The organism is Altererythrobacter lutimaris, assembly GCF_013371495.1.
Taxonomy (GTDB): Bacteria; Pseudomonadota; Alphaproteobacteria; order Sphingomonadales; family Sphingomonadaceae; genus Erythrobacter; species Erythrobacter lutimaris_A.
Genome location: NZ_JABWTA010000001.1, coordinates 1,774,560 through 1,788,416 on the forward strand (window position 1 = coordinate 1,774,560; position 13,857 = coordinate 1,788,416).

11 protein-coding genes are annotated in these 13,857 nt (G+C 56.6%); 4 read left to right on the forward strand and 7 right to left on the reverse strand.

The window, feature by feature from the left end; all coding sequences use genetic code 11:
* Positions 1-92: 92 nt before the first annotated feature.
* The 6 genes from HUO12_RS08545 to HUO12_RS08570 all read right to left on the reverse strand — a co-directional run bounded on the left by HUO12_RS08545 (position 93) and on the right by HUO12_RS08570 (position 8,223).
* Complete coding sequence (locus tag HUO12_RS08545) at positions 93-1,682, reverse strand: alpha/beta hydrolase (protein WP_176273161.1); 1,590 nt, start codon at positions 1,680-1,682, stop codon at positions 93-95.
* Entirely contained in the window at positions 1,679-2,356 is a 678-nt protein-coding gene (locus HUO12_RS08550) for a Fe2+-dependent dioxygenase (RefSeq protein WP_176273162.1), read from the reverse strand. Before HUO12_RS08550 ends, HUO12_RS08545 begins: the two co-directional genes overlap by 4 nt.
* A gap of 71 nt (positions 2,357-2,427) precedes the next feature.
* Positions 2,428-3,582, reverse strand: a complete 1,155-nt coding sequence (locus tag HUO12_RS08555) for an HlyD family efflux transporter periplasmic adaptor subunit (RefSeq protein WP_176273163.1) — start codon at positions 3,580-3,582, stop codon at positions 2,428-2,430.
* Positions 3,579-5,678 carry an ATP-binding cassette domain-containing protein gene (locus tag HUO12_RS08560; protein ID WP_176273164.1) on the reverse strand — a complete coding sequence of 700 codons (2,100 nt, stop codon included), beginning with the start codon at positions 5,676-5,678 and terminating at the stop codon, positions 3,579-3,581. The genes HUO12_RS08555 and HUO12_RS08560 overlap by 4 nt, the downstream gene beginning before the upstream one ends.
* Positions 5,679-5,688: 10 nt before the next feature.
* Complete coding sequence (locus HUO12_RS08565) at positions 5,689-6,972, reverse strand: TolC family protein (RefSeq protein ID WP_176273165.1); 1,284 nt, start codon at positions 6,970-6,972, stop codon at positions 5,689-5,691.
* Positions 6,973-7,185: 213 nt separating this feature from the next.
* Complete coding sequence (locus tag HUO12_RS08570; RefSeq protein ID WP_176273166.1) at positions 7,186-8,223, reverse strand: CDP-alcohol phosphatidyltransferase family protein; 1,038 nt, start codon at positions 8,221-8,223, stop codon at positions 7,186-7,188.
* 38 nt (positions 8,224-8,261) lie between these two features.
* Here HUO12_RS08570 and HUO12_RS08575 point away from each other — a divergent pair, with 38 nt between their 5' ends.
* A complete protein-coding gene (locus tag HUO12_RS08575; protein ID WP_176273167.1) occupies positions 8,262-9,224 on the forward strand; it encodes a CDP-alcohol phosphatidyltransferase family protein in 963 nt (320 codons plus the stop codon).
* Here the strand turns inward: HUO12_RS08575 and HUO12_RS08580 are convergent.
* Positions 9,206-10,279, reverse strand: coding sequence for a glycosyltransferase family 4 protein (locus tag HUO12_RS08580; protein ID WP_176273168.1), 1,074 nt, complete (start codon positions 10,277-10,279; stop codon positions 9,206-9,208). The genes HUO12_RS08575 and HUO12_RS08580 overlap by 19 nt on opposite strands.
* 414 nt (positions 10,280-10,693) lie before the next feature.
* On the opposite strand from HUO12_RS08580, the gene HUO12_RS08585 reads away from it, so the two are divergent.
* Genes HUO12_RS08585 through HUO12_RS08595 form a run of 3 tightly spaced genes read left to right on the forward strand, consistent with a single transcriptional unit; the run spans position 10,694 to position 13,799 of the window.
* A complete protein-coding gene (locus tag HUO12_RS08585) occupies positions 10,694-11,794 on the forward strand; it encodes an inositol-3-phosphate synthase (protein ID WP_176273169.1) in 1,101 nt (366 codons plus the stop codon).
* Between the two features lie 20 nt (positions 11,795-11,814).
* Complete coding sequence (locus HUO12_RS08590; protein WP_176273170.1) at positions 11,815-12,600, forward strand: phosphocholine cytidylyltransferase family protein; 786 nt, start codon at positions 11,815-11,817, stop codon at positions 12,598-12,600.
* The gene (locus HUO12_RS08595; protein WP_176273171.1) at positions 12,597-13,799 is read left to right on the forward strand and encodes a glycosyltransferase; all 1,203 of its coding nucleotides are present in this window, start codon (positions 12,597-12,599) and stop codon (positions 13,797-13,799) included. Before HUO12_RS08590 ends, HUO12_RS08595 begins: the two co-directional genes overlap by 4 nt.
* Positions 13,800-13,857: the final 58 nt, after the last annotated feature.

Genomic DNA, 13,857 nt, shown 5'->3' on the forward strand with positions numbered 1-13,857 from the left:
ACGACATCACACTAAGGCATAGTACGGAGCGTTGTAGCTAGCGTTGTAAAAGCGTTGTATTTTGCAGAAAAGCGTTGGAATCCCGAGTTTATTTAGCCTGATGTTAGGAAGTCGTTTACTAATTCGACAAATCGGAGGGATGCACTCTCGCGTCCCAGAAGCAAATGGTTCTGACTGTCGAGGCCGGCCAATTGCGCACCGGGAATCCGGGAAGCAAGCGAACGGCCCGTTGCAAAAGGAATCCGCATGTCGCCCCGGCTGTGCACCACCAATGTGGGACATTGGATCTTGTCCAGATCATCACTCACATTGATGCTGGAAAATGCTTCGAGAAAACGCACTGCATTCTCTGAGCTCGTGGTGAGCCGCTGAAACTCGTCGAACCAGTCCAGCTCTTCAGCACTCGCTTCCGGCATAAAGGTACGCGAAAACACATGCCGATAGGCTGGATTATCCATTCCCCAGCCGGTTTCTGTCAGCACCATGACGGCTTCACGCTCACGCACCTGCTCAGGGGTCGCATCAAATCGCCAACCCTGGTCGTATGCGCCAAACAATACGAGTTTTGAAACACGCTCGGGATACAGTGCGGCAAATCTGATTGAGACGGCCGCTCCTTGGCTGATCCCAAGCAGCGGAAAGCGGTCTAGTCCGGCGGCATCAACAACCTGCTCAAGGTCTTCAACGAACTTGTCAAAGCTGATCTCATCGACGCTCCAATCGGACAGGCCGCATCCGCGTTCGTCGTAGCGGATCAAGTGATGGGATCTGGACAATTCCTTGAACAGTGGACTCCAGATCGGCGCATCCCAATCGAGTTCCAGATGATTGAGCCAGTTCGCAGCCTTTACCAACGGTGGATTGCTGGTGTCCCCCACGCTTGCCCAAGCGATGCTGACACCATCATGTCCTTCGACAAAACGGATCTGCTGTTCCACCGGAACAAGTTCGTCTCTCGGATTTCTACGCGTGTCATTTGCCTGATCGATCGCAAATTCAGGAGGCTCGATTCCCGCTTCACGAAATGATCTTTCAAGGTAGGTTGCAAGAGCCTCCGCAGCCGGGCGCCCTGCGGCAAAGTGCTTGCATTCAAACGCTGTGTAAGCCGCGCCGCGAGAGTAAGGGATGGCATTGACCCAGCGCTCTGCCCATTTGTCTCGGATTTGCCAGGGAAGAGTGGTGTCTCTCGCCATCCGTTTAGCCACGCTTCCACGCAGCCGCCGATAATCCTGTCGATAGCTTTCAACCCAAATCGAATATGAGGCCAAGCTGGGTATCTCGCAGCCTTCTAAAGGCTGACCACTTGTTGCTCTCCACACCTCGTCGGCATGTTTCTCTTTAAAGCCTGTGCGATTAGCCAGCTCGTTCAGCTGATCCTTGTCTAAAGCGACCAAGCCAAGATCAACCCAGACCGCCTCGCGATCCGACTTGATGACCTCCGAGCCTTCGTCATTCAACAGACCGCGCAGCTTGGAAAGCGACCAGCGCAGCCCTGCCAGAGGATCATCCGTGCTATCCCAGAACAGCTCGCACAGAGACTGACGTGTATGTTTCCTTCCTGTGATGGCAAGATAAGACAGCAGCGCGCGCGTCTTGCGAGAAGTAGGCAGCGAAATAGAGTCTTCACCGCGGCGGAGTTCAAAGGCACCGATAGTCTGAATCTCGACCACAGTGTTGCTCATGGCTGAGCCCACATCCTCAATAGATTAGCCATAATCTTATCAAGTGCGAGGAGCTCTTCGGCTTCTGACGCCAGCTTCTCGCTCAAGGCCTTGCGCGTTTTTTGCAGTTCAAACACCATCTGCCGCTGCGTTGGATCAGCGATCATGCTTTCGATCCAGCCGACACACACCACGCGCTCACCAGCAGTAACGGGCTTCACTTCGTGAATGCTTGAAGATGGATAAAGCACCAGATTTCCAGCCGCTGCCTTTACCGTTTGCGTGAGCCCATCGGCATAGACAACCAACTCCCCTCCTTCATAGCTGTCAGGCGAGCTGAGAAAGAAAGTGAAAGAGATGTCGCTGCGCATCCGGGCATCGCCTTGCCCCATAATAGCGTTGTCGACATGCGGACCGTAGAAGCCCCCATCGTATGTTTTGCTCACCATTACTTGCGAGAAATGCCGAGGACGGGTTGCGGCACGGAGCGTCGGGTTTTCAACTATGCGAGGCAGAATAAGCTGGCGCAGCGCCTGCCCCGCCGGGTCGTCCATAACCGCTTGCTCGTTGCGCTTTACAGCCTGAGCCACTTTGCCTGCAGTCTGGCGGCCATCATTCCAGGAAAGCTGGCCAACTTTGCTTTGTATCTCAGCAAGTTGTTCCGGATCGGCAATCACAGGAATTGAAAGGATCAAAGTGTTGGCTCCGCTGGTTCAGGAGGAAGCTTGGAAGAAGCGAGTCTGGGTCGTTCGCACCGCCATTTGCCTCAGCGCTCTTGCATGCTTTGTGAGACAGTCTTCAGGATCGGTTTGGTGATGTAGGACCAGACCGTCGATTTGCCGGTGAGGATCTCAGCCGTCGCGGTCATTCCCGGTTGCAATACGATGGGCTCGCGATCGGCCGGTGCGCGCATCGTCGACGTGTCGACTTCCAGATTGACCCGGTAATAGGTCGCTGCCCCGCCATTTGTCGTCTGCTCGGTGAGGGTATCAGGGCTTACGAACACAACTTCGCCATTGGCTGAACCATAGATTGCATTGTCATAGGTCTCGAAATTGACGCGTGCAATTTGCCCTGTTTTCACAAACGCGATCTCGCGCGGAGAGACGCGAGTTTCAATGATCAGCTTTTCGCCCACAGGCACAATCTGCAGGACCTCTTCGCCCGGTCTTACGACCCCGCCAATCGTCGAGAACTGCACGTTCTTCACCACGCCTTCAGTGGGGGCGGTGAGCGAAGCGGCTTCGAAGCTGTCCTGCGCGCGGGCCAATTGCTGCTGGGCGCTCGCAAGCTCTTCTTCGGTGCGGGTAAATTCTGTCTGCAAATCGCTGATATATTGCGAGCGGATGCGCGAGATTTCGCCGCGTGTCTCCACCACTGCGCGGCGCATGCGGATGATTTCCGACATTGCCACATCGCCTGTTTCGACGAGCGGCAGGTTCAAATCCAGTTCCTGCTGCTGAAGCTGCGCGAGCTGCTCAAGCGTCGAGACTTGCGCTTGCAGCGCTGCGCGCCGGCGCTGGAACAGGCGCTGCTGGTTCGCGGTGAACTCAGGGAAATCAGCGAGCGAAGCAGGGAAACGCAAAGGCCGGTTGAACAGCTCCGCTTCGATCCGCGCCATCCGGCTTTCCAGCCCGGCAACCTTCGCCTGCGCTTCAGTCTGAGCCGCGCGCAATTGCACCGTATCAAGCTCCACCAGCAGCTCGCCCGCTTTCACTTGCTCGCCTTCGCGCACATGGATTTGCGAGATCGATCCGCCCTGCTCGCTCTGGATAATCTGTACCCGCGCAAACGGGATCACTTTGCCCGGCGCGCGTGTAACTTGGTCAAGCTCTGCCCAAAGCGACCAGCCGATAAAGATCAGCAAGGCGGCCGCAATCGTGCCGACAATGGTTGCAGCCGGTTTCAAACGGCGGTTCATGACGCGCCTCCAGCTTTGAGGCTGCTGGTCACATGCCCGCTTTGAGACGGCGGCGGCTGCGAAGCCTTGCGCATTTCATCAAGCACTACGTCCGCAGTCCCGTCACGCGCGATCCTGCCGCCGACCATCATGACGATGCGCGTGAAGCGCTCCAACAACGCAAGCTTGTGCGTGGTCATCACCAGGATATCATCTTTTGCCATCGCATCGTCGAGCGCGGTCAACACAGCCAGCTCAGAAGCTAGATCAAGCGACGATGTCGGCTCGTCCAGGAGCCAAATGCCGGGCGAGGCGTGGATCATCCGGTTAATCCCGACAATCGCGCGCTGACCGCCTGAAAGCCCGCTGCCACCTTCGAATATCTGTGTCTCGAGCCCGCCTTGCTGCTCGCCAAGCAGGACATTCAATCGCGTAGCCTTGGCCAGATTGATGAGCGTTTCGTCTTCCAGACCGCTCATCCCCATGGTGAGATTATCGCGCAGCGTCCCGCGAATGAGCCGCACGTTTTGCGGCAGATAGCCGATATGCCGCCGGGTTACGTCTTCTGCGACATTCGCGATATCGAGCCCGTTCACAGTGACGGAGCCTGATTGCGCGGAATACAGCCCCGCGAGCACTTTCAGCAGCGTCGTCTTGCCAGCGCCGACACCGCCGATAATAGCGACGCGTTCGCCCGGTTCGATCCGCAGACCTTCGATCTCGATCGCCGCTTTCTGTTCGGGGTAGGCAAAGCCTGCTTGCTTCACCATGATTGGCCCGCGCAAGCTTTCCGGGCGCATGGCCCCGCGCGATGCGCTCGGTTCGAGCGGCAATTTGAGAATGCCGTCGAGCATTTTGAGAGCTGAACGCGCATAGCCCCATTGCACGATCAGATTGGGTAATTGCGCTACCAAAGGCCCGTTGATGCGCCCGACAAGGATCGAGCATGCAAGCAGCGCACCGGTTGTAATCTCGCCTGTCGCTGCAAGATAGGCGCCGAAGCCCATCACCGCCACGTAAGTCATTTGCTGCAGCGAGGAGAATAGCGAGCTTGAGACAGCCGATGCCCGCTTCACCGGATATTCGAAGTGGTGGATCTGCCTTAGCAAGCGGTTCCAGCGGCTGAGGATCATCCACCCGCCGCGATTGGCTTTCACAGTCTCGGACGCGTCGAGCATCTCGACCAGCAATCCGTTTTTCTGATTGCCGCTGACTTGCGCGCGCTCTGCGCCATTGCGGATAATCCGGGCGAGCAACAGCGCGAGGCCTATAGCAATCGGCAGACTGACAATCGGGACGATGGCAACCGCACCGCCAATCGATGCGATCACCAGAATGAAGAACAGCGCGAAAGGCAAGTCAGCAATCACAAAGACAGAACTCGATGAAATCGCCTGACGGATTTGCTCCTGCCCCTGAATTTGAGAGGCCATGGTGCCCACGGCTTGCGGGCGCGCATCCAAGCGGATCGCCTGCGCGCGGGCAAAGAAATATTCCGAGACTTCGCGGTCGATATTCTGCGCTTCCAGCTCGATCAGCAGCGCTCTCAGACTGCGCAGAATGAGGTCCAGCAGAAGCGCAAAACCAACCCCGACAGTCAGAACGGCCAGTGTCTCAAAGCTCGCGAGCGGAATGACCCGATCATAAAGTTGCATCGCGTAGAATGAGACCGCCAGCGCGAGCAGGTTCGCGAACACTGTCGCGACCGCCGCCACTACCAGCACCGATTTGCGGCGCTTTATCGCGCGCACAAAAATGCTGAGCGCGGACGTTGTATCATCCGCAAGCGGATCGGGCGGCGAGATACTGAAGAAGCTTTGCACGCTCGAATAAACCACCGGCTCGCGCTCGCCTGCGATCAGCAGGCTGTCTTCATCGTCCCATTGCGTCGCGACGATCCAGCCGCGATCCGGATCATGTGTGAGCAGCGGAAACTGGTCCGCGCGCGGTCGACCGGAAATCCGTTCGGGCTGCGGCCATTCCAACTCGCTTTGCAACAGAAGCGGCGCGTCTACATCATCAAGCGAAGGATGCGCGCGCAATTCCGCGTCCCATTCAGGCGCAAGTGTGCGCCCGCTGGCTCTCGCATACCGTTCGACTGCGCTGATGAAGTCCATGCTGCGCCTCTTACCCTTGCGGCTGCCAACGGCAAGTGAGCACGAGGATCAGCGCTGCACTCGCAGCGGACGCTGTCTGGTTATCATTGGCGGAAAGCTGCGAGCTGATGACTTCCGTGACCGCATTGGAAAGATCAAGCCAGGACCGGCGTCCGGCAACGAATTGACGCTGATAACTGGCGAGCAAGTCTTGCGAAGCTTCGGCAGCGGTGGCGCTGACTTCCTGCCCTCTGAGGCCGGCTCGATATTGCGCAAATTGGCGGCGCAACAGATTGCGAACCTGCCGGTCGGTCTGCGCATACTCAGCCATCGCTTGCGCGACACCAGCTTCGGCCCGGTCGATCTGCGAGAACTTGGACAGCCCATTGCCGGTCTGCGCGCGCAAGACCAGCGCGGCCCTCGCCCCGGTCAGTTCATTCTGAGAAAGTTGCAACAGCAAGCGCGGAAAGAGCTGGCTCTCCGCATTATCAAGCGAGGATTGCGCTGCACCCAAGCGATTTGTTCGCTCTTGTAATGCGGGGCTGCACGCTTTCATTTCTTCCACCGCCAGGCTTTCCGGCGGCGGAATGGCAGCCGGGCCGCTGGCATGGATCTGCGGGATAGCAACATCGTATCCGACCAGCTCGGTTAACCGCAGATAGGAAATGTCGCGCTGTTCCTGGCTCGCCGCAAGGTCCGCTTCCAATTGCGCCATGCGCGAACGGGCAAGCGTCAAATCAACCGCAGGCGAAACCTGCTGCGACACGCGCCGCTCAATACTGGCGGAAAGGCCCGCATAATCGACAAGGCCCTGCTCGAGCACTCTCACGCGACCGTCAAAGCGCGCCACATCATAGTAGGCCTGAATGATATCAAGCGTGAGCGTCTGCGCTGTAATATCAACGCGGTCACCCGCCGCCTGCGCGTCAAAGCGCGCTTCGTCGATCTGGTTCGAGATCGCGCCGCCTGTCCAGACTGGCTGCTCCAAAGCGACATTGGCTGCGATGCCGTCTGTGTCAGCAATGGCAGAGCCGCCAGTAGTCGTAAGGATTTCCGCGCTGATATTGGGGAAGCGCTGCCACTTGGCTGTGCGCAAATCTGCATCTGCGCTTTCGCTCGCCGCTTCAGACGCAGCAAGCAGCGGGCTCGACCGTAATCCGGTTGTGATGATCTGCGCGAGCGCCTCCGGAATGCCAGGCGGTTTTTCGGACGCCGGGTTTTGCAGCTCAGGTGTCGCTGGACCGTAAATCTCCGCTTCCGGCTCAACTTCTTGCGGCCCGTCCTGAGCCCCGTCTTGTGCCAGCGCCCCGCTCACGCACAGCCCAGCCGCCAGCATCACCAAGATGCCGGAAACATGCCGCGTACGATGTGCAGCAAATGGCGAAGCCGTTGCGAAAACCGTCCTGTCCCTTCCGTTATGCTGTATCAGCAGCGATGCCCTTAGCATCGCGGTCTGATATTATGCTTAACGCAGCGGTGTTGTTGAGCGATTATCTCAAAATTGCAATCGCTTGAACGATTAGGCCCGTCAGCTCTCGGCTGAGGGCGGCGCGAAGCGGTTCGTAGCGAAGGTGACACAAACGACAAGAAACCAGCCGCAAGCGATGATCGCAAAGGCATAAAGCAACGGCACGACCGCTCCCACGAGGATCGCAATACATGCGGCGAGCGCGTAGAAATCGCGCATGGCGATATAGACCAGCGCCTGTTTGAAGCGCGAAGGTTTTGCGCGCATCTTGTGCTTCAAGGCATCGAAGGTGAAAGGCCCGCCGGACCGGCGTGCAACAATGCCAAGAAGCGCGCTACCAAGGCCCAGCACGATACAGGCGACCGCGCCCGCGGCTGCCGCGCGCTCCATGCCTTGCTGCCAGACATTAAAGCTGACGCCCGCCAGAAAGCCGAGATTGGTTGCGGCATCCGTTAGACTGTCAAGCATCGCGCCCCGCTCTGACGAGCGCTGTGTCGCGCGCGCCATTTCGCCATCGACGCCGTCGACGATTGAGGCCGCTTGGAACAGCACGGCTCCGATCAATAGCCCGGTCGCTCCGCCGAAAAGCAGCGCGATGACCATGGCAAGGCCGATCAAGGCCGCGAGCGCGGTTGCATGGCCGGGCCGGGTCCAGCTCGCACGCAGCATGATGCGGCTGATGGATTGCGAAATGGGCCGGTTGATGTAGCGCGAAACAATACCGTCCGCCGCTTTCCCGGTTGATGCGATGATTGCCTTGGAAGCCTGTTTGAGAGCCTGAATCTCGGCCTCACGGTTCTGCTCATTTTCATCTGGCTTCACGCCCAGCAGATCTATCGCCCAGACGGCATCATCTCGATTGATCTCATGGGTATCTGCCGTTTTCCATTCACCATCTCCGGCAAGCCTTTTTGCTTCCATTTGGCAGTATTCGCTGGGCTTCCATCCGCCCGGCACGGCAATGGCGATATCGCCATTTTTCTTCGCGTTTTCAGTAGCTAATAAGAGGGCGCGAGCTGCTGCAGGTACCCCAGCAACTAGCTGATTTGCCCCCGCTTCGCTGGCAAAAAGGATTGAGGCTGGAGGCTTTTCAGACATTGTTCCGGCTAGCTAGCAGACAGGCTTTAGTGTTACGAATGCAAATCGCGCTGGATCTCGATGATGCGTCCAGCGCAGTCGATAAACAGCTGTTTTGCGTGGAGATCATGCAGCCCAATCCCTCGCCTAAACCTCTGAATTCAAACGTGAATGATGCTTCTTTGACGAGCACCGGACGCGTGCGGGCTGTGCAGCATCCGGTCGATGTGCTGATCTTCCATCCGCTCGCCGCGCGGCTTGCAAAAGCGCTCAGCCACACACCGATTACCCCGAACATGGTGTCTTTCGCAGGTGGCTTGGCGGTCGTGCTCGCTGCGATCATCTATGTGCACGAAAACTGGGCATTTTCTGTGGCTCTTGGCTTTCTAGTCCATGCGAGCTGGCATGTCCTTGATGGCGCGGACGGTGACCTTGCCCGGCTAACCGGGAAGAGCAGTCCACAAGGCGAAGTGTTTGACGGGATATGCGATTATGCAGGGCACATTGCGCTCTATCTCATCCTCGCCTGGGCTCTATCTCAAAGTATGGGATGGCTTGGCTGGGTATTGGGTGTTGGATCCGGGCTAAGTCGCATTCCGCAAACGATTTTCTACGAATCCCAGCGCCGCCAATACATGCAATGGGTGCACGGCATCCCATGGCTCAGAACAAGTACCTCACAGGAGAAGGCAGCGGACGCTTCTGGTCTCAGTACAACCTACTTGAAAGCTGCCGGTATTCTGGCACCGAGCGCGCCTGCAATTGAGCGAGCACTGGCCGATCCAAACAAGGCAGAAGCAATGCGCACGCGGCTTGTCGCGACCGGTCCAGAGAAGCTTTTCGGTAGTACACTGCTTGGGCAGCCATACAGGACTTTGGCCTTAGGCGCGTCCATGCTGACAGGATCACCTGTATGGTATTTCCTGTTCGAAATCATAGTTTTGCATGTCGTTTTGGCGTTCAGCATATTCCGCGCCCGCCGCACACTCACGGAGCTGAGCATTCAGGTAGACGTTCGCTGAAGCACCTGTTTATACACTTCAAGATGCTGCTCAGCGCATCTCTGCCAACTTAGCTGCGCCGCCCGTTCCAGACCTTTGGCGCGCAACTCTGCACGCAGATCTGCATCGGTCGCCAGCCGCCGCTGCGCGTGCGCAATTGCTTCGACATTTAGAGGATCGACCAGCAGAGCCGCGCCGCCGGTGACTTCCGGCATTGCGGACTGGTCGCTTGTGATTACGGGGCATCCGCAAGCCATCGCTTCGGCTAATGGCATCCCGAACCCTTCGCAGATGGAAGGATGAAGCAACGCAAGCGCCCCGTTATACAGCTGCACAAGAACGTCATCGTCAACAGGTTCGACGAAACGCACACGCCCGTCGATCCGCAAATCCGAGCAAAGCCGTTGAAGGGCAGCGTCACGCAGGCCTCGGCGCTGTATCAGCACTAGCTGCATGTGCGGCGAATCAGCGAATGCCTTCGCGAATCCACGGATCACACTCTCATGATTCTTGTAGGGTGCGTTCTGACCTACGGTTAAAACATATTTATTCTTGGCGATGCCGAACTTTGCCAGCACTCGCGCATCGACTTCACTGGGACGAAAATTAGACGAAACACCCGACAAGATTGCAGTTGTCTTTGGGCCTGCGCTTGGATCGCACGCGATAATGTCTTTCCGCGTCGCTTCGCTTACCGAGATGATAGAATCTGACCGCCGCAATGCGCGCTTCATACCGTGCTGATAAAACCGACGTTCAACCTTACCCCAAATCCTCGCGCTACAAAGCTCGGGTCGCATGAGCCACATGACATCGTGAAGAGTGGTCACGGCGTTCATCGGCAATCGCGCCGGCAGAATATTCGAAGGCGAATGAAAAAGATCAACACCTTTCAAGTCGATCAGCTCGGGTAGGAACCACATACTCAACGGGTGGTTGGCACCAAATTCGACAACCATTTCGCAAGTGTTAGGCGCAGCAGATAAGGGTTCTTTCAACTCATTCGAACGCAAAAAGAGAAAGCTCCATTCCGGAGCAATACTAGGCAAATAGTCCACGAGTTGCCGCACGACCATGCCGATGCCACTAGGGCGCTCACGAACGTAGCGACAGTCTAGACACACCAAAGGCATGATTTTCGCATTGCCGCAAAGCTACTAAATCGCAAGCGTATTTCCGTGAGGTCCGGCCGCCAAGTCATCACTTATTAACTTTGTCTCTGGATAGCTATCTAAAGTAAAAGTTTCAGGCGGGGTTGGCGAACTGAACTCAGAATAGCGCACATGACTGTCGGCCTGCCTCCCAATGATCGCGATTGACGCAGGAAAGATACAGAGCATTACAATCAAGTGGTGGATTATTTGAACCAATCTGCCAATGGACGGTTGAAAGAGTGTAACGACACAAACCAATATGGATTAACGGGCCATAGCTTTGCGGGAAATTCCCACTTAGGTCCGGAACACATTTTATTACGAGGTCGTCGGATTATGTCCCCCATCCGAGTTGCCATTATAGGTATCGGAAATTGTGCAAGCTCGCTCGTACAGGGCGTGAGTTTTTACACGCAAAATCCTCATGCCGGCGGCCTGATCCATCCCGAGATCGCGGGCTATCTTCCTTCCGACGTGCAGTTCGTTCTGGGCATCGATGTGGACGAGCGCAAAGTCGGGAAGGATGTTGCTGAAGCCATATTTTCACCGCCTAACAACACCAAAGTGTTTCAGGACGATGTTCCACTCACAGGTGCGAAAGTCATTCGCGGATGCGTGCTTGACGGCGTTGCCCCGCATATGGTTCAAGGCGGGGAGCGCGGCTTTCAAGTTTCTGATCAGCCTGATTCTACCAAAGACGAAATTGTCGCAGCGCTGAATGCATCACAGGCAGAAATTCTCCTGAACTTCCTGCCAGTCGGCTCGCAACAGGCCACAGAATTCTACATGGAATGCGCGCTTGAAGCAGGTGTTGCTGTTGTGAATTGTATCCCTGTCTTCATCGCTAGCGATGCCGATTGGGAGGCGCGTTTCCGGGCGCGAAGGCTGCCCATCGTCGGGGATGATATCAAAGCGCAGGTAGGCGCGACAATCGTCCACCGCACTTTGTCGACGTTGTTTGCATCGCGCGGCGTATCCGTCGATCGCACGTATCAGCTCAACACCGGCGGCAACACTGACTTCATGAACATGCTCGATCGCGATCGGATCAGCAGCAAGAAAGAATCGAAAACTGAGGCTGTTCAAGCCGCAATGGCTCGGCGTTTGAATGACGAGAATATTCAGATCGGTCCGTCAGAGTATGTCCCATGGCAAAAAGACAATAAACTCTGCTTCTTACGGCTTGAAGGCGAGCAATGGGGCGGTGTGCCGGTAGAGGTCGAGCTGAGGCTGTCGGTCGAAGACAGCCCGAATGCAGCGGCTTGCGTTATGGACGCGATCCGCTTCTGCCGCTTTGCGCTTGATAATGGTGAAAGCGGCGCGCTGACGGTGCCAAGCGCCTATTATTGCAAGCATCCACCCCAACAAATGAATGAAGGTACGGCAGGACGCCTGCTCGACGATTATCTTTTGGGTCAGCTCAAAGCTGCTGAGTAGTTGCGGAAGAGGTCGCAGTCATGGACGCGCTCATCCTAGCAGCAGGTTTTGGCAGTCGATTGAGAGACGCTGAGCCATGCAAGCCGTTATCTCAGATCAACGGTGTGACCTTGCTGGAGATTTCGGCGCGGCAGCTACAAAGTGCGGGCGCGGATCGCATTGTCGTTGCAACCGGATACGAAGCAGAACTGCTGGAAGTGGAGATCGATCGGATTTCGGCCAGGCTACGTATTCCGATTGTATCGAAACACGTAGGTGATTTCACCCGGCCTAACGGATATTCGATTCTTGCTGCGGCAGACATACTCGACGAACAATTCCTGCTGGTCATGGCGGATCACATATTCAGCGCCCCCATCCTTCAAATGCTTTCAGCGCAAGCGGCACCTGAAAGAGGGGTAGCGCTAGCGACTGACAGTTATGTTCAATCCGAATTGATCGATCCTGACGATGCGACTTGGGTGGAAAGCGATGCTCAAGGGCGCATCGTTCGGATCGGGAAGCATTTGTCGAGTTACAATGCAGTGGATTGCGGCGCTTTCCGCGCGAGCGCCGGCCTTATCGAAGCGATTAGAGAGGCCATCAAGGCGGGCAAACCCGGCTCACTTTCTGACGGCATGCAGACTCTCGCTGATCGTGGGATGGCATGGACCAGAGACATAGGGACAGCCTGGTGGATTGACGTCGATGACCCCCATTTTCTCGGGCTTGCCCGCCAACAAGCCCCACATCATCTACCGTTCCTGAAGCAACAGGATGCCGCCGTGCACAGCCCGGAATTCACCGAAGAAAGAGCGATGTTGTGAGTCGCATCGTACTTGACATGACGCGTGCAGCCGCGCGCAGGTGGAACGGGGCAAACCCGACGGGCATTGATCGCGTTTGCGACGCTTACGCGTCATATTTTTCTCAGCGTGCAATTGCTGTCATTCAGATACGCGGACGCGCAGTGATCCTCAATCGCGCGGCAAGCGATGAGCTGATGATGGCGCTCAACCTGCCGCGCTGGCAGTTTCGCCGTATGCTTGCCACTTGCATCGCAAGAAGTGCCGCTGCGCCGCTCCAAATCAGTGAGTTGAAAGACGCTTTTTACATTAATGTGGGCCATTCCGACTTTGACCTTGCTGCCCATTGGCGCTGGGTTGGGCGTCACGCGGTCAAGCCAATCTACCTGCTCCACGATCTCATTCCAATTACCAACCCCTCTGTTACAACGCCTCACAAGACAGCTCGACATCGAGGGCGCGTCGAAAGCGCGCTTCAGCAAGCAGCCGGAATTGTGACCAACTCGCAGACGACAGCTGATGCGCTAGCCGATTTTGCAGAAAACAATCAGCTTCGGTTGCCGCCGGTTTTGGTTTCGCACATCGCGGGTGGCGCCCTGCCGCATTTGCGACCACCCTTGGCTACGAGCAATGCGCCCTTTGTCACTGTAGGCACTATCGAGCGGCGCAAGAACTGCGGTTTGCTCTTGCGGGTGTGGGAAGAACTGATCGAGAGACTGGGGAACAATTGCCCGCAGCTGATATTTGCTGGCGGGATGGGCAAAGGCAGCGAAGAAGTTCTCTTCGAGCTTGAAAAGAAACCGCGGCTCGCTCGCTTTATCAGCATCCAATCCGATCTGGACGATCGAGGCATGGCGAAGCTCATTGCAAGTGCGCGAGCGGTTCTGCTGCCATCCTTTGCGGAAGGCTATGGCATACCTCTCGTCGAGGCGCTGGAGCGGAAGGTACCAGTGATCGGATCAAACCTTGCGAGCTTTAACGAGCTCGGACAAGGCGTGCCTACTCTGCTTGATCCCGCTGATGACAGCGCCTGGATCGACGCAGTTTTGGATTTCTGTGTGCAGGGTAAAGAGTTCCAGCGTCAGCGTGTCGCCATTGCGACATTCAATCCGCCTCGCTGGTCGCGCCATTTTTCCATGTTGGACAACTGGCTTGATCAACTCGAATCCGCTCATGAATCTGTCATTGCCCAGCAAGGGCGGCTTGCTGCATTGGCCTGACCACGGCAATGTTGTTAAGCGACAGCACAAACCCATGAAGCAAGAGAGACGGGCATAG